Origin of the sequence: uncultured Methanobrevibacter sp. (assembly GCF_947166415.1) — an archaeon.
Taxonomy (GTDB): domain Archaea; phylum Methanobacteriota; class Methanobacteria; order Methanobacteriales; family Methanobacteriaceae; genus Methanocatella.
In genome coordinates, this window is record NZ_CAMVEE010000022.1 from 1 (window position 1) to 24954 (window position 24954).

At 37.4% G+C, this 24954-nt stretch carries 24 protein-coding genes; 14 read left to right on the forward strand and 10 right to left on the reverse strand.

Annotated features, from left to right (window positions below):
- Nucleotides 1–486, reverse strand: a complete 486-nt coding sequence (gene tsaA / locus Q0W25_RS05990) for a tRNA (N6-threonylcarbamoyladenosine(37)-N6)-methyltransferase TrmO (RefSeq protein WP_298520170.1) — start codon at nucleotides 484–486, stop codon at nucleotides 1–3.
- Nucleotides 487–642: 156 nt separating this feature from the next.
- On the opposite strand from tsaA, the gene Q0W25_RS05995 reads away from it, so the two are divergent.
- Nucleotides 643–849, forward strand: a complete 207-nt coding sequence (locus Q0W25_RS05995; RefSeq protein ID WP_298520173.1) for a molybdopterin-binding protein — start codon at nucleotides 643–645, stop codon at nucleotides 847–849.
- Between the two features lie 25 nt (nucleotides 850–874).
- Complete coding sequence (locus Q0W25_RS06000) at nucleotides 875–1081, forward strand: molybdopterin-binding protein (protein WP_298520177.1); 207 nt, start codon at nucleotides 875–877, stop codon at nucleotides 1079–1081.
- An 18-nt stretch (nucleotides 1082–1099) separates the two neighbouring features.
- On the opposite strand, the gene Q0W25_RS06005 is transcribed toward Q0W25_RS06000, so the two are convergent.
- The 4 genes from Q0W25_RS06005 to Q0W25_RS06020 form a co-directional block, all read right to left on the reverse strand.
- A complete protein-coding gene (locus Q0W25_RS06005) occupies nucleotides 1100–1234 on the reverse strand; it encodes a hypothetical protein (RefSeq protein WP_297826537.1) in 135 nt (44 codons plus the stop codon).
- Between the two features lie 3 nt (nucleotides 1235–1237).
- Nucleotides 1238–1675 (reverse strand): molybdenum cofactor biosynthesis protein MoaE, encoded by a 438-nt coding sequence (locus Q0W25_RS06010; RefSeq protein ID WP_297826540.1) that lies wholly within the window; start codon nucleotides 1673–1675, stop codon nucleotides 1238–1240.
- A 62-nt stretch (nucleotides 1676–1737) separates the two neighbouring features.
- Nucleotides 1738–2271 carry a nicotinamide-nucleotide adenylyltransferase gene (locus Q0W25_RS06015; protein WP_297826543.1) on the reverse strand — a complete coding sequence of 178 codons (534 nt, stop codon included), beginning with the start codon at nucleotides 2269–2271 and terminating at the stop codon, nucleotides 1738–1740.
- A gap of 11 nt (nucleotides 2272–2282) precedes the next feature.
- Entirely contained in the window at nucleotides 2283–2996 is a 714-nt protein-coding gene (locus tag Q0W25_RS06020) for a hypothetical protein (protein WP_298520183.1), read from the reverse strand.
- A 128-nt stretch (nucleotides 2997–3124) separates the two neighbouring features.
- Between Q0W25_RS06020 and Q0W25_RS06025 the strand changes: the two genes are divergently transcribed.
- The 8 genes from Q0W25_RS06025 to Q0W25_RS06060 all read left to right on the forward strand — a co-directional run bounded on the left by Q0W25_RS06025 (nucleotide 3125) and on the right by Q0W25_RS06060 (nucleotide 12305).
- Nucleotides 3125–3802: a hypothetical protein gene (locus Q0W25_RS06025; RefSeq protein WP_298520185.1), complete on the forward strand. Its 678-nt coding sequence runs from the start codon at nucleotides 3125–3127 to the stop codon at nucleotides 3800–3802.
- On the forward strand, nucleotides 3803–4321 hold the full coding sequence (locus Q0W25_RS06030) for a DUF367 family protein (protein ID WP_297826553.1): 519 nt from the start codon (nucleotides 3803–3805) through the stop codon (nucleotides 4319–4321). It abuts the gene before it with no gap.
- A gap of 165 nt (nucleotides 4322–4486) precedes the next feature.
- Entirely contained in the window at nucleotides 4487–4633 is a 147-nt protein-coding gene (locus tag Q0W25_RS06035) for a 50S ribosomal protein L40e (protein WP_297826556.1), read from the forward strand.
- Nucleotides 4634–4736: 103 nt separating this feature from the next.
- Nucleotides 4737–5489, forward strand: coding sequence for a geranylgeranylglyceryl/heptaprenylglyceryl phosphate synthase (locus Q0W25_RS06040; RefSeq protein WP_297826559.1), 753 nt, complete (start codon nucleotides 4737–4739; stop codon nucleotides 5487–5489).
- A 54-nt stretch (nucleotides 5490–5543) separates the two neighbouring features.
- Complete coding sequence (locus tag Q0W25_RS06045) at nucleotides 5544–6608, forward strand: DNA double-strand break repair nuclease NurA (protein WP_298520189.1); 1065 nt, start codon at nucleotides 5544–5546, stop codon at nucleotides 6606–6608.
- Between the two features lie 9 nt (nucleotides 6609–6617).
- Entirely contained in the window at nucleotides 6618–8117 is a 1500-nt protein-coding gene (locus Q0W25_RS06050; RefSeq protein ID WP_298520192.1) for an ATP-binding protein, read from the forward strand.
- A gap of 193 nt (nucleotides 8118–8310) precedes the next feature.
- Nucleotides 8311–9561, forward strand: a complete 1251-nt coding sequence (locus Q0W25_RS06055) for a DNA repair exonuclease (RefSeq protein ID WP_298520197.1) — start codon at nucleotides 8311–8313, stop codon at nucleotides 9559–9561.
- Complete coding sequence (locus Q0W25_RS06060; protein WP_298520200.1) at nucleotides 9558–12305, forward strand: SMC family ATPase; 2748 nt, start codon at nucleotides 9558–9560, stop codon at nucleotides 12303–12305. Before Q0W25_RS06055 ends, Q0W25_RS06060 begins: the two co-directional genes overlap by 4 nt.
- A 24-nt stretch (nucleotides 12306–12329) precedes the next feature.
- Here Q0W25_RS06060 and Q0W25_RS06065 read toward each other — a convergent pair whose 3' ends face one another.
- A complete protein-coding gene (locus Q0W25_RS06065) occupies nucleotides 12330–12725 on the reverse strand; it encodes a nuclease (RefSeq protein WP_298520203.1) in 396 nt (131 codons plus the stop codon).
- A gap of 116 nt (nucleotides 12726–12841) precedes the next feature.
- Between Q0W25_RS06065 and Q0W25_RS06070 the strand changes: the two genes are divergently transcribed.
- The 3 genes from Q0W25_RS06070 to Q0W25_RS06080 all read left to right on the forward strand — a co-directional run bounded on the left by Q0W25_RS06070 (nucleotide 12842) and on the right by Q0W25_RS06080 (nucleotide 16059).
- A complete protein-coding gene (locus Q0W25_RS06070; RefSeq protein WP_298520206.1) occupies nucleotides 12842–14125 on the forward strand; it encodes a Mur ligase family protein in 1284 nt (427 codons plus the stop codon).
- Nucleotides 14126–14192: 67 nt separating this feature from the next.
- On the forward strand, nucleotides 14193–15380 hold the full coding sequence (locus Q0W25_RS06075) for a hypothetical protein (RefSeq protein ID WP_298520209.1): 1188 nt from the start codon (nucleotides 14193–14195) through the stop codon (nucleotides 15378–15380).
- Between the two features lie 25 nt (nucleotides 15381–15405).
- Nucleotides 15406–16059, forward strand: a complete 654-nt coding sequence (locus tag Q0W25_RS06080; protein ID WP_297826581.1) for an NTP transferase domain-containing protein — start codon at nucleotides 15406–15408, stop codon at nucleotides 16057–16059.
- On the opposite strand, the gene Q0W25_RS06085 is transcribed toward Q0W25_RS06080, so the two are convergent.
- From Q0W25_RS06085 to Q0W25_RS06095, 3 genes are read right to left on the reverse strand one after another with little or no spacing between them, the layout of a single operon-like run.
- A complete protein-coding gene (locus Q0W25_RS06085; protein ID WP_297826584.1) occupies nucleotides 16051–16725 on the reverse strand; it encodes a DUF169 domain-containing protein in 675 nt (224 codons plus the stop codon). The genes Q0W25_RS06080 and Q0W25_RS06085 overlap by 9 nt on opposite strands.
- A gap of 26 nt (nucleotides 16726–16751) precedes the next feature.
- Nucleotides 16752–17990, reverse strand: coding sequence for a PD-(D/E)XK nuclease family protein (locus tag Q0W25_RS06090; RefSeq protein ID WP_298520213.1), 1239 nt, complete (start codon nucleotides 17988–17990; stop codon nucleotides 16752–16754).
- Nucleotides 17991–18000: 10 nt separating this feature from the next.
- Nucleotides 18001–20463, reverse strand: a complete 2463-nt coding sequence (locus Q0W25_RS06095) for a DEAD/DEAH box helicase (RefSeq protein WP_298520216.1) — start codon at nucleotides 20461–20463, stop codon at nucleotides 18001–18003.
- 304 nt (nucleotides 20464–20767) lie between these two features.
- Here Q0W25_RS06095 and Q0W25_RS06100 point away from each other — a divergent pair, with 304 nt between their 5' ends.
- On the forward strand, nucleotides 20768–23647 hold the full coding sequence (locus Q0W25_RS06100) for a DEAD/DEAH box helicase (RefSeq protein WP_298520219.1): 2880 nt from the start codon (nucleotides 20768–20770) through the stop codon (nucleotides 23645–23647).
- Between the two features lie 2 nt (nucleotides 23648–23649).
- Here the strand turns inward: Q0W25_RS06100 and Q0W25_RS06105 are convergent, their stop codons facing one another.
- Nucleotides 23650–24789, reverse strand: a complete 1140-nt coding sequence (locus Q0W25_RS06105) for an aldo/keto reductase (RefSeq protein ID WP_298520222.1) — start codon at nucleotides 24787–24789, stop codon at nucleotides 23650–23652.
- Nucleotides 24790–24954 lie beyond the last annotated feature (165 nt).

Genomic DNA, 24954 nt, shown 5'->3' on the forward strand with positions numbered 1-24954 from the left:
TTATTTGAATCTGTCATCTGATTTCTGTGACTTTGCCTTTTGGTGATTGTTTTCAAACCAGCCGATTTTAAGCTCATCAATAGTATCCTCATACAATTGGGGGACGTAGGGTTTTATGTCAATCAGTGGTGTTCCATCCAAAACGTCTATATTTTCAATGAATACCTTGTTTCCTTCAACTTTATTCAGTTTAACGACGCTCATGCCTATTCTGTTTGGCCTTTTTGGAGATCTTGTAGCAAATACTCCGTGGGTATCGTTGTCCATGAATGGCTTCACTTCAAGCATGTATCCTTCAACTTTGTGAAGCAAATAAATGATATGAATATGAGAAAAGCCGTCAAGGTCTTTTAGACCGTCCGCATATTTGTCTTTGATTTCCAGTGTTCCTTCGATTCCCTTGGCGCCGGTCGGTTGGATTGGCATCCCTTCAATTTCGGTGAATTCTGTGTGGATTGTGCCTATTGATTCTAGTTCGACTTTCATATTTATTATATTCGCTTTTCTTATCTTAAAAAGGTTTCATTTTTCGATATGAAGCAAAATCCGTAATCGATTTAAAAATTCTTTATTTGCTAAAAAACGAAACATTTATATACAATTCGACACAATGTTATTGTGTAAAACATAAGGTGATTAAATATGGAAATTAGTGCAAGAAATCAATTGAAAGGAAAAGTTACAAATATTGAACTCGGAGCTGTAATGGCTAACATCAAAATCGAAGTGAACGAACCTAACACTATTACTGCAGTTATCACTAAAGAGTCTGCTGAAAGGTTAGGCTTAAAAGAAGGTGATGATGTAGCAGCGATCATCAAATCTACTGAAGTTATCATTGGAAAATAAATTTGATTTATTAGGAGGTTTATTTATGGAATACAGTGCAAGAAATCAATTAAAAGGTAAAATTACTAGTGTAGAACTCGGTGCAGTTATGGCTAACATCAAAATAGAAGTAACAGAACCTAATGTTATTACTGCGGTTATCACTAAAGAGTCTGCTGAAAGGTTAGGCTTAAAAGAAGGTGATGATGTAGCAGCAATCATTAAATCTACAGAAGTAATTGTAGGAAAATAAGTTTTGGGATTATAGGATTTAATATCCTAAAAATCCTAACAATATAAAAATTATTAAAAGAACTATTCCTGCCTTTAGAAGTGTTTTCAGGTTTTTGATGACAGCATATATTATCAGGAATAGTATTATTACTCTTATTAACCAAAAAATCATGGTTTAACCTCCCGCAAGAATGGTTTTTGTACCTTCTTCGGATATTTCTTCTTTTTTAAATTCAACTTCATATTTTACGGTTTCAATGACTTCTTTTAAAGCGTCAAGGGTTTCGCCTCTGTGATTGCCTAAAACCGCAACTAAGAATAACATGTCTCCAGTATAGAACTCGCCTATGTAGTGTATTACGGATATTTCATTGACGTTGTATTTTATCTTGGCATTTTCAACAATCTTTTCGATTTCTGATTGGGTCTTTTCTTTATCTGGAGTTGTGAGAATTAATTTTTTAAGGTTCATGTTCTCTTCTTTTCCACGTACAATTCCTTCAAAAGTGAATATTGCACCGGAATAGTCAATTTTTGTGCTTTTCTTGATTTCAGCTATTAGGTCTGCTGTTGTAACTTTGTCTTCTTTTGCTTCAATAACTCTTACAACCATAGTATGTCTCCTTTATTGTAATAGATACTAATTATATTTAATCTCATCTTATATAACTATTGTTATACATCACTGATTTCCTTGATTGAGAGATTTTTCAGTCTTTCAACCCCATTGATTTCAGCTATCAAATCTGCAGTGGCTTTCGGAACCAGTTCCTGCCAGTTCTCATCCTCCAGGATTCTGCGTCTCACTTCTGTTCCGGACAGGTGCAGGCGGTCATAAAGCGGAGGCTGCCTTACTTCAATTCCCTCCTCCTTGAACAGCTGCTTGACAAGTGGATTTCCGGAATAAACTATTGAAAACGGAGGGGTCATCATCTTTACATGGGAAGCCCAGATTGCATTGAAATTGATGTCTTCCATAGGAATGATGTAATACCTTCCAGGGTCAATGTCGCTTTCTGCCAGTGCCTGGTTCATCATCAGGATCCTTTCACCTGCAGTGAACGGATTTTTAAGCTCATGGCTCAATTGGGCGCTTCCGATTCCTATAATGATTTCATCCACTTCCTCAAGAATCTTGTTGATTACTTGGATATGTCCGTTATGGACAGGTTGCATTCTGCCAATGAGAATTCCACGCTTGTTATTCATGATATCTCCTGTTACGGTGTCAGTTCATCTAAACTTTTTATCAGATTGTTTGCAGTCTGCTGCTTTTGGCTCTGTGAGTCTGTAATTGATGTTTCCATCAGTAGTGTATTTATGCCTTTTTTGGCGATAGGTTCTGTAACCTTTTCGGGACTGGTTCCCTCATCGAAATTATAATCCACAAGGTTTACATCGGTTGTTATTTTTTTGATGTATGAATCGATTTTTGCGTTTCTGTTTGATAATGAAAATATGAAATTGGAGTATTCATAATCAGGATTTATTTCATGAACGTCAACGACAAGGAACGGTTTGTCCTTTGCGATATTAGGCACAATGAACTTGTGGGCCAGGTTTTCACCGGCAGGCCTTGTGTCGTCTCTTGAGGATATATTGTCTTTTACAACAACATAGTAGATTACGAATTTCTTGGTAAGGTTTCTGCTTCCGTTGTCTCCAGTAATGTTGTTTATTGTGTTGTTTATGGCCTCATGGATTTCATGTTCTCTAGGATGGACTCCGAGGATAATTCCTACGGTATCGTTTGAAGACGCATTTCCTGCAACGATCTTGTATACTGTACCGTTTTTATTATGCCCCACTTCTGTAATATTGTAGACATTGTCCCCCTGGACAGTGTCATCGGCGGTCATGATTATTGCCGTGTTGAATATTACAATTGTAATCAGGACCAATAATATTATTTCATATTTGATTTTATTATTCATAATTAAACCTAATTAATTTATTTTGTTAATTATTTGTTTTTATTAATAAAAATACTTTTTTAATTAAACTAAACTTTATTAAACAGAATTTACTAAAATTATATTATTAAAATTATGGAGTTTTCATAATGGATAGAAAAAATATTATAATTATTGCAGTGGTCGCAATAGCCATCATAGCTGTTGGGGCTGCCATATATACAAGTTTAGGAAGCATTATCGGAAACGATGGGCTGGGTGATTTGGGAACCACTCCATTCAAAACAGAATTCATGGAAGGGTCATTTGCAGGCAAGAACGTTAAGCTTGTAAACGATTCCGAAGCTTACATGCATTCCTATGAGGATAAGGAGCATGGAATCACTTACAATATCTCAACCGTCGACAATTCAACTGCATTGATGGATATCTATTACGTTCAGGGAGTAAGGAATCCTGAACACCGCAACTTCAACGGAAACGACTGGAACATTTACTTCACAGAAGCGGTTGCGGGCAACAACACCAACAATACTGATGATGTGATGACTATTGTAATTTGCCAATCACAAAAGGAAAAACAAGGATATTTCATTTACGCAATATTTGATGCAAATTCAACCGTCAACACTACCGTAAATGCATATGGTGATTCATACACAAAATTCGTCGAACCGTTGCTTAAAAGCATAACCTTAAAGGAAAGCAGCAATGTTCCGACTGTCAGTTCTCAATTCGGATTGACTGATGATCAGTTTGCTCAGCAGATGGAACTTATCCAGCAGTATAAGGCTGGAAACACTTCAGCTTTAGAGGGAGCACAGTAAATGAGAATTACGGTTTTTCATGCGGATGAATGCGACAGGAAAAAGTGCACTTCCATCAAAATGGAAAGGTTAGGCAAATGCAAGCTTGTCTACAATATCAACAAGATTCCAAGCGGTGCAATCGTATTGAATCCATATGCTGAAAAGGCCGTATCCTATGAGGACTACAGATATGTTCACAGAAGGGGAATCGTTGGGCTTGACTGTTCATGGAATGAGGTTTCAAGCTCAAGGAAATTCTTTTCCCTTTCAAAGTATCACAGGTCATTGCCGTTTCTGATAGCTACGAATCCAGTAAACTACGGCAAACCGTGCATATTGTCCACTGTTGAGGCAATATCTGCCACATTATACATTACACGCTTTAAAGAGGAGGCTCGTGAAATTCTAAACGGCTTCAAATGGGGCCATACATTTTTGGAACTTAACCATGACCTGCTTGAGGCATACAGTGAGGCCGATACCAGTGCGGAGGTCGTTGAAATACAGAACGAATTTCTGGAATCAAATGAGCAATAATATTTTTCACAATGGTGGAATATTCATTGTTTTAACTCTTTTTTACTAAACCTTTAAATACTATTAAGGTAATATAATTTATTAATAGTTATGAAAACTGGATTTCTTTTAATTTCATAACGTTTATTATTATTAAATTTTCATGATTATAAGGAGGAATTATTAATGGCAAGATTCGAAGAAGCAGAAAACAGAATGTTCAATATTAAAATCTGCTTAAAATGTAACGCTCGTAACCCTGCTGGTGCAACTACTTGCAGAAAATGTGGTTACAAAGGTTTAAGATTTAAAGCTAAAGAACCAAGAGGATAGATTTATTCTCTTTACTTTTTTTTATTATTATTTTTTATTTCATATTTTTAAAAACAATTAATTTAATATATCATTTTTTATAAATCTTATTTTAGGTATTCTTATGAAAGACGTTGAAAATTACATTAGAGATATATTAAAAACAAGGAAATTACACTTCACTTTAATTGACCCTGATGAACAAACACCTGAACAGGCTTTGGAAATTGCAACTGCAGCCATTGAAGGTGGTACTGATGGAATCATGATTGGAGGATCAACCGTTAATGGTGATGATGTAGACAATACATGCAAGATATTGTCCGAAAACATCGCGGTTCCGATTATCATTTTCCCGGGAAATACAAGTTGTGTAAGTGAATATGCTGATGCGATCTTTTACATGAGTTACGTAAACTCCAGAAACCCATATTGGATTAACGGTGCTCAGGCACTCGCCGCTCCTGCAGTAAAGGCTTCAGGAATGGAAATATTGCCTATGCATTATATGGTGGTTTCACCTGGAGGTACCGTTGGATGGGTAGGAGATGCCAATTTGGTGCCTAGAAACAAGCCTAAAATACCTGCGGTATATGCGATGTCAGCAGAACTCTTCGGAATCAAATTCTTCTATCTTGAAGCAGGATCCGGTGCGGAAGAGCCAATTCCAGTTGAAATGGTAGCTTACTCTAAAAAGGCAGCTCCAAAAAATATACTTGTTGTAGGTGGAGGAATTCGTGACGGCAAAGCAGCTTATATGGCAGCAAAAGCCGGCGGAGACATTATTGTAACCGGTACCGTTGTGGAAGACGCTGAAGATGTCGAAGCTAAAATTAAAGAAATTAGTGGAGCTATTTTAAAGGCTTCAATGGAGTAGTTTTCAACTGCTCTCACCACATTTTTTTATTATTTTATCAATATATGAAATATTATGTTAAATTTACTGTATGAGAAAGCCATCGCTAAAAGAGGATACATCCAAAAAATCGATTCAGACAATAATGTCGATTCCCAATTGGAATGGGTTTGGTTTGACAGACAATTCAATGAAAGCTCTGACGATTTTTCAATAGCGGCCGGAGACGGAAGCTTCAACAAGAAAAAATTCCTGACAATCAATTTTTGTGCTGCCGGTGCTGAATCCATCATTTACGATGGTGAAATCAAAAAGATTGATGATGGGGATATCTTTGAAATTTCCCATGTGCCGTTCTTAGATGAACTTTTAAGCAATTACATGTCAATATATGAACTTAAATGTGCATTGAGGGCGATTAAGGAATATGATGTGGATTATTACATGTTTGACGGATCCATTCTTGGAGATTTGGAAAACGCATTTCCTAAAGGCGCAAAATTACCGTCCAAAATAAAGGAAAATCTGGACGAAACATTATTGAATGAATTTGAAAGAAGACTTGAAATCAACAAGTTCGGTTTCGTATTTCCGCAGATAAAGGGCAGAGTGCTTGTGGATGTAAATGTCGATGAGGAGTTTGAGGATAAGGAAGACTTCGATTTGCATCTGGCCTCTATAGAAAAGATAATTCTTTTAAAGGAGCTTTTGGAAAACAAAAGAAAAATCATTTCAATCTCCAAAACCTCTTCTGACACAGAGCTGTTCGAATGGAAAATTCCGGACATTGCTATTCTGGATAAATTCACAGAAAAACAGGGGCTCTCCAAAATAGAATATCGCAGAGTATTCAAAAATGCTCCTTTTCCATTTTACAATGATTTTTTCAAAAGACTGCAATTCACAGTATTCTATGTACGTCTTCAGGACAACAAAAATGTCTTGAAAGTGGAATTGCCTTACAAAGCATCCATTGGAGAGGTAGTTAGGATTATAGAAAAGATAAACAAGTTATCCGTTCAGGGATACCCGTATCTGTTGAGCAAAGCGCATAACGACGTGGTTATTACAGACAGAAACATCAAGGAATTGTTGAAGATTGCTAAGATTTATGAGACAACAAACAGGGAAATGTTATAGGTGGTTTAGATGGTAGTTGGAATTTGTATTGGGGAAACATCTCTAAGCGAAGTTACATTTATTTCAGATAAAATGCCAAAAGTTGGCGAATACGTTACAATGGAATATGACGGCAAAAAGGTTTTGGGAATGATTGAAAACCTCATAAGGGGCAATGATGCTTTAAATGTGGATATTAATGATTTCAAAGCTATTCAAAAGATTTCCAAAATAGGCGTTGAAGACAATTACATCCGCGGAAAGGTAAAAATCCTCGGAGACGTTAACGACAATTTGAAATTGCCTAGAACACCTGCACTTCCGGGAACTGAAATCAAACTGGCAAATCAGGAAATCTTAAAGGAGATATTTAAGGTTAAATACCCTATCAGATTGGGAACACTTGTCAATCAAAGTGATGTGGAGGTCAATGTTGAGGCAAATCCTATCCTGTCAAGGCATTTGGCCATATTGGCGATGACAGGTGCTGGTAAATCCAATACGGTTTCCGTTTTGATTGATCAGCTTCTAGGATACGATGTTCCGGTATTCGTATTTGATATGCATGGCGAATATGTTGGTGCGGAGTTTCCAAATGGTGAAGTCAATGTAATCAGGCCAAAAATAAACCCGACATACATGTCATTCAATGAAATAAAAAGATTGGTTAACATTCCAAGCAACGGTTACATTCAGGAAAGGCACTTCAGAAGAGCATTTAAAGAAGCAAAAAAATTACTCAGTGACGGAACAGCACATACCAATAATTTTTTACAAATAATCTATGATATTCTTGAAAGGGATTCGCAGGAAGAAGGTTCAGACAAGCAAATTGTGGATGTCATGAACAAGATTGATGATTCCATGGATAAATATTCAAATTTATTCGATAAGAATATCGGAAATATTTTGACTAATATTAAAGTAGGGCACGCTAATGTATTGGATTTAAGTCAAAGTGATGAATCAGTCGCCAATGTATTGGTAAGTCATATTATGAGAAATTCACTTCAAAAAAGAAAAAATGCCATTCACGGTAAAGACACCGATACTTTAGATTTCCCGGTATTTTTCATTTTGGAAGAGGCTCATATCTTGGCTCCTAACAAGCGTGATTCCGATTCAAAACGTTGGATTCAAAGGGTTGCACGTGAAGGACGTAAGTTCGGATTGGGATTATGTCTGGTAAGCCAGTCTCCAAAGACAGTCGACCATGACGCATTGTCCCAAATGAACAACATGATTATCTTAAGACTTGTCGAGCCTGAAGACCAAAGGCATGTCCAGTCAGCAAGCGAAAGCTTGTCCCAGGACCTCATCAATCAGCTCCCTTCCCTGAACGTTGGGGAAGCCATTGTGTTGGGCTTGATGAGCAGGGTACCTACTCTTGTCAAGATAGATGAGTTCAAGGGTCGTCGCCATGGTGATGACATGGATATAATCTCATATTTTGCAGATATCAAGAAAAAGGAATCTGAAGAGATTGAAAAGCTTGAGCAAGAAAGTTTAGAAATGGGCTATAATTACTGATTTAGCTTATTTTAAACTCTTTTTTTATTTTTTTTCAAAATTTTTATTTTTTATCTGAAAATCAATTATTATTTCTTTTCATTTGCTCTTAGCAAACTATTAAATATATTATAAAATAAAATATTATTCAATTAAATACTTAGTTAAGTGTTTGAATTGGTTATATAAAATTGAATTTAAAAGGTAATATATAATGAAATTTGCACATTTAGCAGACACTCATTTAGGTTATCGCCAATTCGGTTTAGTTGAGCGCGAAAAAGACTTTTATGAAGTGTTTGAGAAGGTTATCGATAAGATTATCGAAGAAAAAGTAGACTTTGTAATACACAGTGGGGACCTATTTGAAACCGCAAGACCATCTCCAATCGCCCTTTTGACTTTCCAAAAAGGATTGCTTAAACTGAAAGGTGCCGGAATTCAGATGTATGCAATAGCAGGAAATCATGATATTGTAATGCGTAACGATTCCATTCCGCCTCAAGTAATTTTCAAAAAATTGGGATTGAAGGTTATAAGTCCAATCAATACTAATTATATGCATGGCGATGTGTTCATTGCAGGATTGCCGTTCTATCCTGCATCTCAGGCCAAGAACCTAAAATCAAAATTAGTTGAATTGTCTAAAAAGGCAGCTAATCATGAAAAATCAATTCTTGTCCTGCACCAATCCATCGACAAGTATTTCGGATACAACTATGAGCTGGAAATAGGGGATCTTCCGGACAACTTTACCTATTATGCATTGGGACATATTCACCAGTATATTGCAGATAATTACGGAGAAGGAAAACTGGTTTACCCGGGTTCAGGTGAAATATGGAAGACCAATGAACTTAAAGATTATAGGGAAAATGGAAAAGGTTTCGTTTTAGTTGATTTGGACGGACCAAAACCTCTTATTAAAAGGGTAAAAATCGACATCCCTCGTGAATTCATAGAAAGGTCTCTTGATTACAACAAATTGGAAAGCGGAATTGCCGGCATTAAGGAAACAATCAAGGACTTTGACAAAAAGCCGATTTTGAATTTAACCATCAACAATGTCGAGTCAAATACCAATAGGGTATATGAGATGATTAGGGAAGAGCTTGGCGATTTGTCTTTAATGATCAGGCCTACTTTCAATATGGCTGATGAGGAAATTATTCTAGATCCTGAAAATGATTCTGTCGGTCCTAAGGAGATTATTGGAAAACAATTGGAAGAATACAAAGATGATGAAATCATTGGGCTGGCCAAAGACCTCTATGATTACTTGTCTAAGGATAAAATTGATGAATCAAAATCATTGGTTGATCAGTTCTTCGAGGACAAATATCACACTCCTGTTGAAGACATTGAATTTGAAGTTGAAGAGGAAATCGAGTATGAGGCTCCAAAGCCAAAATCAAAGCCAAAACCAAAGGATGTTCAAGTCAAGTTTGAGGAGGGTCAGGAATGATTTTCACTAAATTAACTTTAAACAATTTCAAATCTCATGAAAATACTGTCATCAAGTTCAATAAGGGAATCAGTGTTATTGTGGGCGAAAACGGTGCTGGTAAATCAACAATTCTTGAAGCTATCAGTTTTGCTTTATTCAAACAGCATACCGCTAAAAAAATCGATGACCTTGTCAGAAACAATGCAAATTCAATGTATGTTGAGTTGGAGTTCATCTCCAATGGCAGGGAATACAGGATAATCAGATCCAAAAAGTCAATGTTGAAGTCTTCAATCTATAAGAAAACTTCCAAGGATGGCGGTTATGTGCATATCTGTACCGGAGATAAGGAAGTAGCTAATGAAATTCGCCAAATTCTAGACATTGACTCCGACCTGTTCCTAAATGCAATTTATGTAAGGCAAGGTGAAATCGCAGATTTGATTGATAAGACATCTGCAGAGAAAAAGAATTTAATTGCAAAGCTATTGGGCATAGATTCTTTAGAAAAAGCATGGAAAAACCTTTTGCCTATTATATCAGATTATGAAAATCAGCTTTCAGAGCTTAAAGGTAAATTATACAATTCCAAAGAGCTCAAAGAGGAATACGATAGGAAAAAAGACGAATTGAATTCCCTTAAGGATAAAGGACATGAGCTCGAAGAGCAGATAAATGAAGTCACTGAGCTATTGGATGACATTTCCGAAAGCAAAAGGAATATGGAAAGGGAAAAAGAGATTTACGAAGCTCAAGTCAACAATTATGAAAATGAGCAAAAGACTTTATCCAAACTGGAAGATGATAAGCGTTTAGTTCAAGAGAATCTGGACAATATTTCCGAAGCTGAAGGCCAAATAGACAGGCTTGAGAAATATGTCGCAAAATTGCCTGTTTATCTTGACTTTGAAAAATCAGTCAGTAGCATTCAAACTCTAAAAGAGCAAGAAGCGGAAATTGAGGATAAGCTGGATTCTATAGACAAACAAAATTCCATTGTTAATGAAACAAAAGAGGATTACAATAAATATCTGGCTTCTGAAGAGGAAATCAATAAATTGAATAACCAGAAAGTCAATCTTGAAAAGGAATTGGCTGCAATGGCCAAATTGGAACAGGATAAAAAAGTTCTTTTAAGAGACATTGAAGGTGAAAGGAATGATATTGAAGACTTCTTCTCAAAAGCTAAAGACAAGTTGGATGACAATGGACTTTCACAGGATATCCTATCAGAAGTTGACGATTTCAACTCCCTTGAAAAGGTCACTAACGGCTTTGCAGATGAAATCTCTGCAAAAATTAAAGACTTATCCGAGGACATAATCTCTAAAAATGAGGAGATTGTTGTTTTCAAACAGAATATCGAATCAAGCAAAAAGCCACTGGAAGACTTGGATGAAGTTGAGGACAAATGTCCTATATGTCAATCTGAAATAACTCCATATCAGAAAAAAGAGTTAATCAAACAGTATAATTTAACAATTCAAGAGAACGAAAAGGCTATTGTGGAAAATGAAGAAACCGTTCGCTTATTAACCAAAAACAAGGAAAGTTTTGAAGGAAAAGAATCCAAAATCCAGGATTTATCCAAGGACATTGCCGGATACAAGGAGAAATTCAATCACTTGCAAAACGAACTTGTCAAATTGGGCGGTATTGACGAAAGCCTAGAATCCAAAGAGTACATCAGCAATAAGTTGGGTGAAATCATCCTTGTTATTGCCCGTGAAAAAGAGGCTAGGGAAAGCTATAAGGAATCATATGATACATTCAACAAGGCTAAAGGAGCTTTGGAAGTTTTAGGCAGCCAGACAGAAGCCCAATATAAACTCAAGCAAGTCAAAAATGAAATTGACAATCACGTTAAAAACATCAAGCTGGCAATTGAACAGGATCCTCATTTAAGCGGAGACATCAGCGCCAATGAGCTTAAGGATCGTATCGATGATTTAAAACAGAAAAACGAAGAATTCAACCAGCTTAAAGGTTTTGTCAAAAACAAAAAGGCATTGATGACACAGCTTGACACTATCAAAGAGGACATCGGCGTTTCAATGAATCAGCTTGACATCACTAAAAACAAGATGGAAGCTTCCATTTACGATAAAGAAAGATATGAGCAAATCATATATCGCTATGAAAGGTATGAAAGGCAAAAAGTTAAATTCAGCAATGAACTTTCTGAAATCAAAGGAAGAGCACGCGAGTCAATTGCAAATCTCAAGCAATTAACCCAAAGGATTTCAACTGCCGATAAATTCCAGCAAGAATATGATGACATTTCAGATTATCTTGATTTATTGAATCATATAAGGAGTTTATACAGCAAAAATGGTATTCAAAAGGATTTAAGAAACATGTCCAGGCCTTTAATACAAAAATACACCAAGCAATTCTTCAACGAGTTCAATTTCAATTACTCCGACTTGACTTTGGATGATGAGTATGATGTGACATTATACGGTCCTGAAGGTGAGTCCTCAATGAGCATGGTTAGTGGCGGTGAAAAAATAGCTGTTGCCCTTGCTTTAAGACTTGGTATCACACAGGCAATGTCTAAAGGTGAATTGGATACTATCTTGTTGGATGAGCCTACAATTCATTTGGACAGTTCAAGAAGGCATGAACTAATCAATTTATTAAAAGAGATGTCTGTACTGCCTCAAATGATTATTGTAACCCACGAAAGTCAGCTTGAAAATGCTGCTGACAATTTAATTAAAGTTGAAAAAGATAATGGTATTTCAAAAGTTGAAATGTAAATATCATTCTTCTTTTATTTTTTTTTACATTAACTCTTTTGCACTTTTTATAGAATCGACAATGCAGTTTGCATTCCATCCCACAATGGTTGCCGCTTTTTCTTCAAGAATTTCTGGTACTTCTTCAAGTCCTAGTGGTCTTACGAGAATTATTGGAATATCATATGTTTCGCCTGCTTTTAGGAGATCTTCAAAAAGTTCCTTATTGTCCTTATAAAGGCCGGATAAAAGGATTATTCCATCAACTTTTCCGTAAAAGTCATCTCCTGCATGTGCATAGGAGCCTGAAATGGATTCTTTCCATAGAAAATCAACTTTTGAGAATAGCTTTTCTGTAAATTGACCATATTCATTTTTCATATCAACGCCTTGGCTTATGATAAGATTGTAGATTTTGTCATCTTTTTCATCTTCAAACATTTTAACACCTTGTTTTAATTTTATTATATGTAATATAAAAATTATTTAGTTTTTCAAAATATTTATTACATTTAAAGTATTATCTATTTATAGAATTACAAATAAGGAAATATTTTATGAAAGCGGCTGTAATTGGTTTAGGAGTAGAAGGAAAAAAAGCTGTAACTTCTCTTTTAAGACATGGATGGGAGGTTTATGCTACAGATTTGAATATTAATGTTGACTTGACAGGCTTGAATTTGCCACGCTTATCAATGAATAGGTTGGATACCGAGCAGACAATTTCCATTGTCGGAGACAATCTGACTGTTGATTTGGGATTCACAAACCCATATGCTGTTGAACAGTGTGATGCAATTGCCATCAGCCCAAGCATGTTTGGAGGGGCATTTGCTGAGAGATTACTTGAAAACGGGCTTTTATTAAGTGATGTTGTTGATAAACATAAGAAAATGTTCACAATCGGGATTACAGGCACCAACGGAAAGACCACTACAGTCCACATGCTTAAAAACATTTTGGAGGGCGCCGGCAAGAAAGTGTTAGTTGGAGGAAACGGCGGAGGAGGCTTTTCAGGATACTATGATTTGATGCTGGAGGCCAATGACGGCGATTATGACATTTTGCTTGTTGAAGTCTGTGACATGACTCTTGACTTTTGCAGATACTGCTTTGATTTTGACTTTATCGGCCTTACAAATATAGGAAACGACCATATGGATGTTCACAAAACCATTGCCAATTATAAGGATACCTTGGTCAGGTTTTTCGCTGATAAGACAATATTTACCGCTTTCAATCAGGATTTCAACAGTGATTTCAAGGAATCCGCAAGCAAGCACATCCCATATTTCGAATATCAGGATGAACTGCAGCTTTTCGGCAAGTTCAATTTGCTGAATGCCGGCTTGGCAACAGCGATTTCAAGGGAATTGAAGATACCTAAGGATGTCATAAGGTCCACCCTTTCACAGTTCAAAGCGGTCGAAGGCAGAATGGATGTTTACAAAATCAATGATGCGTCAGTCTATGTTGGTAAAACAGACAACTCCGATGCATTGGCTTCAATATTGTCTGAAAAGGATTTCTATGCAATATTCATAGGAACTCCTCGCCATAATGAGGAACATAGGCTTGATATCTTGGATGTTGCCGTAAAATACAATCCTGAAGTTATCGTATTGTTCCCGGGTCTTGATGATACATTGGATATGGCCATTTACAGGCTCAATTCATTGGGTTATGAAGGAAATGTGATTACAGTAAGTTCTCTTGATGAAATAATCGAATTTGTTGCAGAGTACTCACATGAAGAGGCCATTCTGATTGGGGGTAATGGTCAAGATACCATTATTGAAATTCAGGAAAGGATTAAGTTAATCTCTGAAAAACTGATGTAATATAACAAGCTATATATAGTATAATAGATATAGATAAATTATTATTATAATATAAATGGTGTATTGCATGAGTAAAAGTTGGAGAAGTAGATCAATTACAATTTGTTTAGCATTGTTTTTCGCATGCGTTCTTTTATTTGCATTCACTTTTGTCAATAGCGCTCCATATACAGGTCAATCCATTGCCGAAACTTATAATTTGACCGTTGGTCAATCAATATTTGAAGGGGACTCAATTTTAGGGCAAAATGACCCGATAGAACTCCCATTATTATCAAACATAGGATTTATTGTTCACCAAATTCAAGCTTTGGACATTCAAGGCCTATTGATGTCAGTTTCCACTGGTGTTGTGCCTTTTGACTTTGCAAGTGTATCAAGTGAAGGAATCGATTCATACGGAAATGCAAAAGATATCGTTGGGCCAGGATATTTGACTTTTGAAGGAGATAAATTAGCTGTTAAAGGGCCTGATAATTATGTATGGGGGTATAGTGCACCATCTAAAGTATTAACAAAAACAGTTAATGGGGTAGATATTGTAGAAGACGGAAAAGTAATAAAATCAGTTCCTGTAAGTGAAATCAAAAACCTTGATTTCAAGAGTGACTATTATAATAATGACACTATCGTAAGCTGGTACAATTATGATGCTTCCGAAGGAGACAATTTTACACTGGAGAAAGGGATGGTAGGATTTTCCGATGGAAGAAATGACATCAACGCTTCCAGTGTACCGCTGATTTTCGGACAGGATGTAGTGGATTATGCTGCAGAGTATCCTACAGGTTCTCCTATCCTGTTGTATTCAGGTAATTATACTGAAGAACAGGCTGACATTTACGGAACATCTTTAGGATCACACCCTGAATACGGTGACGGAATAAGGGAAATCAACGCAAGACAATTTGTCGAAGCATGGAATGGAACTGTCATACCACCTAATTCAACCAGCAGTGGTAGAGATTACATATACTTCGAATCAGCTAGCGACAAATCCGCACCAGGTGGAAGCGCAGCACACGGAGTATGTCCATCTGCAAGAGCATTAAGAGATGCAGTGCTTGCAGAAGGATTTGAAATGCCAGTAGGTATGACTGGTGATGAAAATGCAGTTTTATATGGTTACAACCCTGCAAGTGGAATTACAGTAACAAACAACCACGACTACCCTGTCAGAATCAATATGTGGGTAGAAGGTGAAGGTACAGGTATGGGTATCTACTGTAGTCTCACAAGATATATCCCGAGCTGATATATCTTACATTTTTTCTTTTTTTATGACAATTTCAACTATAATCACTGCAGCTGGAAAAAATTCCAGAATGAGAAAAGACCAGATTTCTCGAAATTTAGATTTGACAAATAAACTTATTTTACCATTCAACAACAAGACTGTTTTGGAGACAACCATCGACAATGCATTATCCGCAAATATTGATGAATGCATTGTGGTACTTGGTCATTATGCTAGTGAAATAAAAGAAGCTATTGGCGATAATTATGATGCTTCAGTAAAGTTCATAGAAAACAATCCTGTTGATGTAGGTTTATCAGTTTCTCTTTTCAATGGTTTATCAAATTCAAAATCTGATTATGCCCTATGCATAACAGGTGACCAGCCTACAGTATCAACAGAAACATTCAACAGGATGATTGAAGTAAGCCAAAACTCCGAAAATCCTGAAAGGACAATTGCAATTTTGAGAAGAAGAAAAACAGGATTATTAGATACGGCTGAAGGTCTTGGAATGCCGTTCGTTGCACATAGGAAAAATCTGATGGCATATCTTGAAAATGAGGATGACAACTTAAATCCGATACTTAGAAAAATATTTGCTGATGGCTATACGTTTTATGGAATAAAAGAAAAAAATGAAAAGGAATTGTTGAATATCAATCATTATGAAGATTATCTAAATCTCCTAGATTGATTCCAATCCTGAAATAACTTCTTCGATTTTGGCAGCGCTTATTCCAACGGTCATTTCGTTGTCTTTTATGTCTGCCGCTTTTCTGGAACCGTCACAGCCTAATGTGAAATTGATTCCATCTGAAATATATGGGTTTGCGAATGCATCTCCACACAATGATTGGATACCTGCAAATGAAGGGGTGATCTTTTCACCTGTCTTGTAGACAATGCTTTGCGCAAGAATCATTCCGCCTACAGGTTCAGTTATAATTTCAATGACATCCGCTTCAAAGTCGGCTTCGTCAAGAGGTGCATAGATAATTCCCCAGTGTTCATCTTCAACGATGGAAAGTTTTGAAGTGAGTTTTTTTGCAGTTTCAAGGTCTTGGAATCTGCCCAATGAGAAATATTTTTCACCGTTAGCCAATTTTGGAGGCATGTCTCTAAGTCCAATGGCTCCAGCTCCACCTAAACATGCTTGCTGTTCAAGTGTGGAGTAGAATTTGTTGCCTAATGATGCTTTTCTAACCATTTCGCAATGTCTGATTTTTTCATCAATCAAATCATAACCTTCAATAAGGTCATCTTCAGTTTTAATCAGTTTCATTGCAACTGGCTTTGCATCCAATTTGATTTTGCTTTCAATTACCTCGCAATATTTTTGATTTTTTTCTAAATTTGTCATAGAAAACACCCAATATTATATTTGTCTTAAGGAATTTTAAATTCTTTTGTTTGATTGTTGTTTTTGCAGAATGTTTTAAAATCGCATGCGCTGCAGGTTCTTTCGTCTGCTTCCGCTTTCCAAGCATCCTGAATTTTGCAGCCTTTTATTTCATTTATCAATGATTTTTCAATTTCAAATACGACGCTGTCGAATTTTTCAAGGGATTTTTTGATTTCATCATCATCGATATTTATAATTCTTATTGACCTTTCAAGTTTGAACTCGTCGCTCAATTCAGGGGCCTTGTCATCTTCCTGCCAGTTTTGTATCATCTCGAAATCATTTTCATATTTTTCCAGTGTCTCATCATCAATCAAACCGCTGTTCATTTCTTCCTTGATAAGCATCAAATCCTCTTTTGATGGAACGAGTTCATTCAAGTAGAAAATGATTCCCGCAAAGATCGGCTTTGAGTCTTCCTGCTGTGATCTGAGCCAGGAATATGTCAATATCTGCTGTTTGTGGCTTTCCCATTTGTTTTCAGCTTTGGGATTAGTAACTTCAACAGGAGGTCTTTTCATTCCTTTATAATCAATTATGATTTCGTAATCTTCCCCCTCTTTACAATCAGTTATTCTTTTTTGGAAATCCCTGTTTTTCTTCAGAATTTCAATAATCATGTTGTCATAATTGTCCAGATTGCTCTGTTCGATTGTTCTGTTGATTTTCATGGAGGTCAATACGTCGACAACTCCATTGATTCCATAATAGTTGGACCTGCTTCTGTGCTCATCATAGCCCGGCATGTCCCTTATTCCCTTAATCAGCAGTTCTGAGGAGTCAATCAATGGGAAGAGATGTTTTCCCCAAATGTTGATTGCCTTTTCTGCTCTTGCACTTGCCAGCTTCTTGTGGTCATGTTCGTTCAAATCATCAATTGTCAAATCGGTGTCTGGCTGATTTAAGATGCTGTAGAACAGATCCTCGTCATGGGGATAAAGCCCTCTGGCCTGCAGCCTCAAATCAATAAGGTCTTCGATTGGCCTGATGTCTTCCTTCCAATCCCATGGGAAAGGAGTTTTTTCATGCTTCCATTGGATGAAAGCCTCTTCCATCACTCCATGTATGAATTCTCCAAACCATCTTTGCACAGGTTTTGACGGAGGCAATGTGCCTTTGTTCTGGTACCGGTACTGAAGATTGCATGTCAAAAATGACAGCAAATCTCCGGTTAGGCTGTACTCTGGAATTATATAAGCTTTTGATCTTGAAGGTAATTTCATAATTAATCTCCTAAATTAGATAAATCTCCTTAAATCCGACATATTTCTCATCCCTGCTCCATCCAACGGCAATATTCGGAACATCGAAATGGTCGTTATTTTTATCAATTCCTTCAATTGATGGATAAAGTCCAATCAACAGCAATACGCTTTCAGCTCTTGAAAATGCTACGAAATAAAGTCTGATTAAGTCATCAAAGGACTTGTCCTTTTCATTTCTTTCATTTTCTCCAATAGAGCTGTATTTTCTTATTGTATCTTCAATTGTTACTTTATCTTTTATGGATTTTGGAAATCTCCATTTCTGTGTATTGATACGGTTGTTCTTGAATCTGGAACCTACATCGACTATTACCAATGGAAATTCCAGTCCCTTTGACTGGTGTATTGAAAGAACGTTTATCCTATCGTCAGGAAGTGTTTCAAGAAGAGACTCGTCAATGCTGACGCCTCCACTTGCAATAGGTATGAAAATGTTCCATATGGCTTCAAGTACGGATTCCCGTTCCTGCTGTGGATTTTTGAATGAAATGTTTGAATGGTAATCATTGAAAAAGCCTGTTTGAGTAATTGATTTTGTAATGGCTTCCAGATATACGATTCCTTCAACGTCATCCTGCAGTTCCTCTATCCATGTTGTTAATTTATAAGCCAGTTCCATCAGGCTTGCAGTATTCGGCCATTTTGCCTTAGTGCCGTTGCTGTTTGTTTCAGGATAGGGTCTTCTTAGCTGCCAGCGGACAACAAAGTCATTTAATGAGATAGGTTCGTTGGGTTCAGGGTTTAGTTTAATATAATTCTGTGCTCTAAGTCTCCAGATTCTCATGTTCCTTTTAGCGAGATTTGGAATTGTCTTGTCGGAATTCTGTATCTGTGATTCGGGATCGATGCATTCAAGCATCAGGCCGCAGAATATGGCGACAACTTCAATATCCTGAAGGTCAATGCCTCTTGGATTAAACATTTCAATGGGATTTCTAAGTTTCTTAAGGTGTTTTCTTAAGTAATATAGAAATGACTGGGCTCCAAATTGTCTTTCCTTCGGAGAATGTGATAAGATTGCAATGTCTGATGCAGACCCATATTCACTATCCAATGCAAGCCTTATTTTATCAATCCTTTTTCCTGCACGGATGCTTTCATTTTTTATCTCTTTCAGCTTGGCCACATTTCTTTCCCCATTAATCTTTCTGTAGTATTCCTCATCCAAGACCCTCAATACAGGCATTTCGACTTCACCTTTATTGACGAGCCGGTCTATAAGCCTTGCCAAGTCCTGTGACAATATTTCGGAGTTGTTCCTGAACAGTCCCAATACAGGCATTTTGTCCTTTTCAAAGTCCGGTGCGATAATTTTTGGTTTGTTTTTTACCCTTGCCTTTTGATATTCCCCGTCCAGTTCCGCAAACTGGTTGCAGTGGTCGATGATGTTTTCTGTTGAGCGATAGTTGGTTCGCAGGTTAATCTCTTCAATGTCAATGCCCAATCTGTCCTTCGCCCTTTTTTCATAATTGGTGAACAAATCGACAGTAGCTCCCCTGAACCTGTAAAGTGACTGGTCGTCATCGCCGACAACGGTTATGCTACCTCCGTTTTTAAGGGCTGATTCGGCTATTGTAAAGTAGATGTCCTCCTGAATCAGGTTTGTGTCTTGATATTCGTCAATAAGGACTATTTTGACTTCATCCAAAAAAGAATCCAGTTCATTGCTTTTCAGCTTTTGAAGGAATTCGGCTTCAAGCATTGCAAAATCGATTGTGTTTCTTTTGTTTAGGGTTTTTTCATATTCCTTGATGCAGTCAAGTGCCATTCTGAATCCGCTGTTTTGTTTTGTCTTTTCGTATAGCTCGTCCATATCCACCTGGTCATAATAAATCCTGTTTTTCATTTCCATCAGTATTTTGCTCATCTTTGATGGTTCCTGGAGCTTCTGTTTTCCGCTCAGTTCCTTGAGATACTCCACAAGGTCCTTGTTGAGGTACCTTTCGTCTTCAATCAGGATTTTTATCATGGCGGAATTTGCCACGAAATCCTCAATCACTACTGACTGGTTTTCCCCGGGCTTTTTGTTTTCCCTAAGCAATTCCTCTGAAATGCTGTCTGTAGTGCCTATCTTGATTTGGTTGAAATCGATTCTGCCGATTTTTCCAAAGAGTTCAAAATCATCATCGTTTAGGTCAATGAGATGATTTTTCACTGCATCTCCCCATCCCAATATTCTTGAGTACAGTTCGCTAGCCGCTTTTCTTGTAAAGGTAGTAGCTATAATTTCACTTGGGTCAATATCATCAACAAAAATGTATTTCAATATTTTCAATACCATCACGGTTGTTTTTCCGGATCCAGGTCCTGCTACGATGAAAAGGGACTTGTCCGGTTCGGATAGGATGGCCTTTCTTTGATCCATATTTGAGGAGATATCTCTTTTGAGAACATTCACGATAATATCTTCAAATTCATTATATGAAATCATTTTTTGCCTCTTAAGTCTATAATAATTAATTTATGTGTTTAAGGTATTAATAAAGTAAGTGAGTGTGCATTTGAAAAGTTTCTTTTGCAAATTAAATTTGCATTGCATAACTCTAATTTTCGTTTTAGCATAATTTTATATTGATGTATTTCAAGAGATATTCATATGGGAGTAGATATTCTTCCATGATATGCATAAGTTAGGGTATTTTTTTATCCTAACTTTCCCTGTTTTTCAAAAACTCGAATGATTTAAATAGTATTTCAGTTTAAAATAGTAATATTAAAGTTATTTTGCTGAGATTATGTCTGATTCTAATAAAATTGATATGTTTAAAAATGATGTTCGTTATAGGGATAATATCGCCCATGTGGAGACTATCCCTGCAAAAAAGGCGAGCTTCAAAAGAGTTGACGATTTGAATGAAAAAATTGTCAGTTACCTTGAAGCCGAAAACATGAAGCTATACGAGCATCAGGCAGACACCTATGAAGCAATCAAGCAAGGCGAAAACGTAATCATCACTACACCTACAGCATCAGGTAAAACTTTAGCGTTCAACCTGCCGATAATGGAGACAATGATTGAGGATGAAAACGCAACAGCGCTTTACATTTATCCGGCAAAAGCCCTTTCAAATGACCAGCTCCATGTTCTTGAAGGCCTTGAAAAGGATTTGGACATAAAAATCAATCCAAGGACATATGATGGTGACACTGAAAGGATGGACAAAAGGGAAATACGCGAAAAGTCCCGTATCGTTTTGACAAACCCATATCAGCTGCACCTCATTTTGGCATGGCACCATCAGTGGACTAAGTTTTACAAAAACCTGAGATATATTGTTATTGATGAATCACATTATTACAAGGGCGTTTTCGGCTCCAATGTAGCGTTCCTCATAAAAAGATTAAAGAGAATAGCCAATTTCTACGGATCATATCCGCAGTTCATTCTCTCTTCAGCAACCCTTGCAAATCCTTTGGAGCTGGCCAACAGATTGACAGGTGAGGATTTCAAGCTGATTGACAACGACACATCACCAAGCGGGGAAAAGGATTTTGTCTTATACAATCCCTTCAAGAATTACAGGAGAAACCGCGTCAACATTCAAAACGCCCCATCCGTGCACATGGAAACTGAAAACATTTTCATGTACATGATGCTTAAGGAAATTCAAACGTTGTGCTTTACCGTTTCAAGAAAGACTACTGAGCTTATTGCGATGTGGGCCAAAAAGGACATGACACAGGTTAAGGGAAAACTGGCCCATAGGATTGCAGCCTACAGGGCAGGATATAAGCCCGAAGAAAGGCGTGAAATCGAAGAGGGCCTCAAGAGCGGAAAATATTTGGGGGTTACATGCACCAATGCTTTGGAGCTTGGAATAGATATAGGCTCCTTGGATTCTGTCATAATTTCAGGCTATCCCGGAACCATGATATCAACATGGCAGCAGGCGGGACGTGCTGGTAGAAGCAACCAGAAGTCCCTTGCAGTTCTGATAGCTTTCGAAAATCAGCTTGACCAGTATTTCATGAACAATCCGAAGTTCTTTTTTGACAAACCCCATGAAAACGCAATAATCGACCTTACAAATCCGATACTGCAGGAAGCCCATCTGCTGTGCGCAGCAAAGGAACTGCCGCTAAAGCCTGGCGAAGTCTATAAGTATTTCAACATCGATGAGGAGATACTGGATGATTTGGTTTCCAAAAAGGATTTGTACATAAATTCCCGCGGACATTACATGTATCCTTATGATGACAATCCTGCAATGGACCATTCCCTTGATCAGATTTCAGGCCAGGAGTTCAAGGTAATGAACAACGGCAGGCTTCTTGAAACTATGGAAAGGGCACAGGTGTACAGGGAAGCCCATGAAGGGGCAATACTGATAAACAAGGGCGATACCTATGTCGTAAACGGCGTCAACCTCTCAAGGGGATTCGTCAACGTCACACAAAAGGATGTGGACTATCATACTATGGTATTGAACCAGACAGACATCTCAATCAAAAAGAAACTGTCCAAAACCAGATATGGAAAGCTTACAATCCACTTCGGAGAGCTTACTGTAAGCGAGGATTACTTCAAATACAAGAAAATGCAGTTTTCAAAGGCAATTGCAACATATCCTCTTGACTTGCCTCCTTTGAAATTCAATACAAAGGGATTGTGGTTCACAATTCCGAAATATGTAAAGGACAAGCTGGAAGACATGTTTCCAAATGAGGAGGAAGTCTTTGCAGGAGGCCTTCACGGTGCCGAACATGCATTAATCGGACTTTTCCCATTGCATACTATGTGTGACAGGTTCGATATCGGTGGCCTTTCAACAAATTACCATGAGGATACACAGGAGGCAACCATCTTTATTTATGACGGATATGAGGGTGGAATAGGTATTTGTGAAAAGGCAGTGGACGTTTTCATTGACCTTTTGAAGTCCACATTGGATCTGCTCAACAATTGCGATTGCCAGAGCGGATGCCCTGCATGCATCTATTCTCCTAAATGCGGAAACGATAACAAGCCGCTTCATAAGAATGCAACAAAATATATCCTTGAATATATGTGCAAGCTAATCTATAACAACACTTCAGGCGAAAGGGAAGAAATTAACGAGGAAGTGGTTCACAGAAAGCTAGTTGATGAGGCAGACATCCAATACAGTGATGCCTTTGAGCTGTATAATAGGGAGGATTATTCCCAGGCAAAGGATATCCTGAACAACATTCTCGCCAAGGACAAGCATCATGTCAATTCGCTTGCGCTCATGGCCCAAATCCTTTACAAGCAGGACCAGAGGGACATTTCACGAATATTCGTCAAAAAGACATTGGCCATCGACCCGGGAAATGAAACGGCAAATGAGCTGGAAGTGCTTTTAAGCAATATGAACAGCATCACGGAAAATGTTGAAATAAGCACGGTTGATGATGAAGAGGTGCTCTATGAGGAAGCCTATGACTTGTATGATCAGGGCGATTTGGAAGGCTCTTCTGAAATCTTGAAAAAGCTTTTGGATTTCGACAGCAAGAATGCGGATGCCCTGGCTCTTATGGGATTGATATATTACCACTCAGGAATATTTCCGAAGGCAGTGGAATACTTCAAGAAGGCATATAAAATAGATAAGAATGGTGAAATGGTTAAAGAGTTGAAAATGAGAGTTTCTTAAGGTTACCCATATGGGCTGAAACCCTCTTCAAAGTGTTCGCAGACTTTTTCAAGTTCCTCAGGTATGTCTATTTTTTGAGTACAGTGCTCGATGCATGTTCCGCAGTATGTGCATTCGCTTGCAGGAACCTTTTCATCGCCCAGTTTGTCATAGTAAAGTCTGTAAATGTCTGATTCAGGCTGGTTTTTACTTGTGTTGTACAGGTTGAAGTATTCAGGAATCGGAATCATTTCAGGGCATGCATCAATGCAGTATCCGCATTCGCTGCAGGCAACTGCTACTGATTCCCTTAGCTTCAATGCCATCCTTTCTAAAAATTCGTTTTCTTCGCCGGTCAGGACTTCAAAGTTCTCATAGGTATCGCAGTTATCAAGAAGGTCGTCCATTTTGCTCATTCCGCTTAGAACAATTTTAACATGCTCCAGGGATGCGCAGAACCTTATTGCGAAGCTTGCTATTGACTTGTCCGGATTGAACTTTTTAAATTCGTCTTTAATTTCTTCAGAAGGATTTACTATTACTCCTCCTTTTAATGGTTCCATAACGTAAACGTCCAGGCCATGCTCTACGCACAAATCGTAGCATTTGCGGGCTTCAATTGCAGGATCTTCCCAGTCGAGGTAATTAAGTTCCAATTGGACGACATCAAGAAAGTCCCCATACTTGTCCAAAACCTTTTTCAATAGCTTTGAGTCGTCATGGAAGCTGAATCCTATCTTTTTGGCAATTCCGTCAGCTTTCATTTTTTTGACATATTCAAATGAGCCGTGCTTTTCGGCAAGCTTCAGCCATGGAACATTGATGTTGTGTATGAAGAATACGTCAAAATAGTCTATTCCAAGCCTTTCAAGCATTTCATTGACGAATTTGTCGTTGTCTTCGTTTGAAGTCAATGCCCATGTAGGCATCTTGTCGCATATTTTGTATGATTCGCGGGGATATCTTTCCACCACTGCCTTTCTGATAGCTGTTTCGCTTGTTCCGTTGTGATAAGCGTAAGAGGTATCGAAGTAGTTGAATCCCTTTTCCATGTATATGTCAACCATCTGGTTAAACAAGTCCTGGTCAATTGAGGTAGGGTCATTTGCGTCCTTTTGAGGTAGCCTCATGCACCCAAAACCGAATTTTTCTTTGTAATTCATAGTATTATCTCCAATCAATCTTAATATTACTTTGTATGGAGTCATTATTTAAATGTTGCTACTTACAACAATAATTTATTTTTTCTAATTTTTTCCAGTATTACTTGCCTCTTGGCCAAATATTAAATAGCTTTATTAATAAACAAAACTAAATTTATAATATTA

Coding starts and splice junctions, on each gene's coding strand:
- tsaA (WP_298520170.1), bottom strand. CDS start 486: ATGAAAGTCGAACTAGAATCAATAGGCACAATCCACACAGAATTCACC.
- Q0W25_RS05995 (WP_298520173.1), top strand. CDS start 643: ATGGAAATTAGTGCAAGAAATCAATTGAAAGGAAAAGTTACAAATATT.
- Q0W25_RS06000 (WP_298520177.1), top strand. CDS start 875: ATGGAATACAGTGCAAGAAATCAATTAAAAGGTAAAATTACTAGTGTA.
- Q0W25_RS06005 (WP_297826537.1), bottom strand. CDS start 1,234: ATGATTTTTTGGTTAATAAGAGTAATAATACTATTCCTGATAATATAT.
- Q0W25_RS06010 (WP_297826540.1), bottom strand. CDS start 1,675: ATGGTTGTAAGAGTTATTGAAGCAAAAGAAGACAAAGTTACAACAGCA.
- Q0W25_RS06015 (WP_297826543.1), bottom strand. CDS start 2,271: ATGAATAACAAGCGTGGAATTCTCATTGGCAGAATGCAACCTGTCCAT.
- Q0W25_RS06020 (WP_298520183.1), bottom strand. CDS start 2,996: ATGAATAATAAAATCAAATATGAAATAATATTATTGGTCCTGATTACA.
- Q0W25_RS06025 (WP_298520185.1), top strand. CDS start 3,125: ATGGATAGAAAAAATATTATAATTATTGCAGTGGTCGCAATAGCCATC.
- Q0W25_RS06030 (WP_297826553.1), top strand. CDS start 3,803: ATGAGAATTACGGTTTTTCATGCGGATGAATGCGACAGGAAAAAGTGC.
- Q0W25_RS06035 (WP_297826556.1), top strand. CDS start 4,487: ATGGCAAGATTCGAAGAAGCAGAAAACAGAATGTTCAATATTAAAATC.
- Q0W25_RS06040 (WP_297826559.1), top strand. CDS start 4,737: ATGAAAGACGTTGAAAATTACATTAGAGATATATTAAAAACAAGGAAA.
- Q0W25_RS06045 (WP_298520189.1), top strand. CDS start 5,544: ATGTTAAATTTACTGTATGAGAAAGCCATCGCTAAAAGAGGATACATC.
- Q0W25_RS06050 (WP_298520192.1), top strand. CDS start 6,618: ATGGTAGTTGGAATTTGTATTGGGGAAACATCTCTAAGCGAAGTTACA.
- Q0W25_RS06055 (WP_298520197.1), top strand. CDS start 8,311: ATGAAATTTGCACATTTAGCAGACACTCATTTAGGTTATCGCCAATTC.
- Q0W25_RS06060 (WP_298520200.1), top strand. CDS start 9,558: ATGATTTTCACTAAATTAACTTTAAACAATTTCAAATCTCATGAAAAT.
- Q0W25_RS06065 (WP_298520203.1), bottom strand. CDS start 12,725: ATGTTTGAAGATGAAAAAGATGACAAAATCTACAATCTTATCATAAGC.
- Q0W25_RS06070 (WP_298520206.1), top strand. CDS start 12,842: ATGAAAGCGGCTGTAATTGGTTTAGGAGTAGAAGGAAAAAAAGCTGTA.
- Q0W25_RS06075 (WP_298520209.1), top strand. CDS start 14,193: ATGAGTAAAAGTTGGAGAAGTAGATCAATTACAATTTGTTTAGCATTG.
- Q0W25_RS06080 (WP_297826581.1), top strand. CDS start 15,406: ATGACAATTTCAACTATAATCACTGCAGCTGGAAAAAATTCCAGAATG.
- Q0W25_RS06085 (WP_297826584.1), bottom strand. CDS start 16,725: ATGACAAATTTAGAAAAAAATCAAAAATATTGCGAGGTAATTGAAAGC.
- Q0W25_RS06090 (WP_298520213.1), bottom strand. CDS start 17,990: ATGAAATTACCTTCAAGATCAAAAGCTTATATAATTCCAGAGTACAGC.
- Q0W25_RS06095 (WP_298520216.1), bottom strand. CDS start 20,463: ATGATTTCATATAATGAATTTGAAGATATTATCGTGAATGTTCTCAAA.
- Q0W25_RS06100 (WP_298520219.1), top strand. CDS start 20,768: ATGTCTGATTCTAATAAAATTGATATGTTTAAAAATGATGTTCGTTAT.
- Q0W25_RS06105 (WP_298520222.1), bottom strand. CDS start 24,789: ATGAATTACAAAGAAAAATTCGGTTTTGGGTGCATGAGGCTACCTCAA.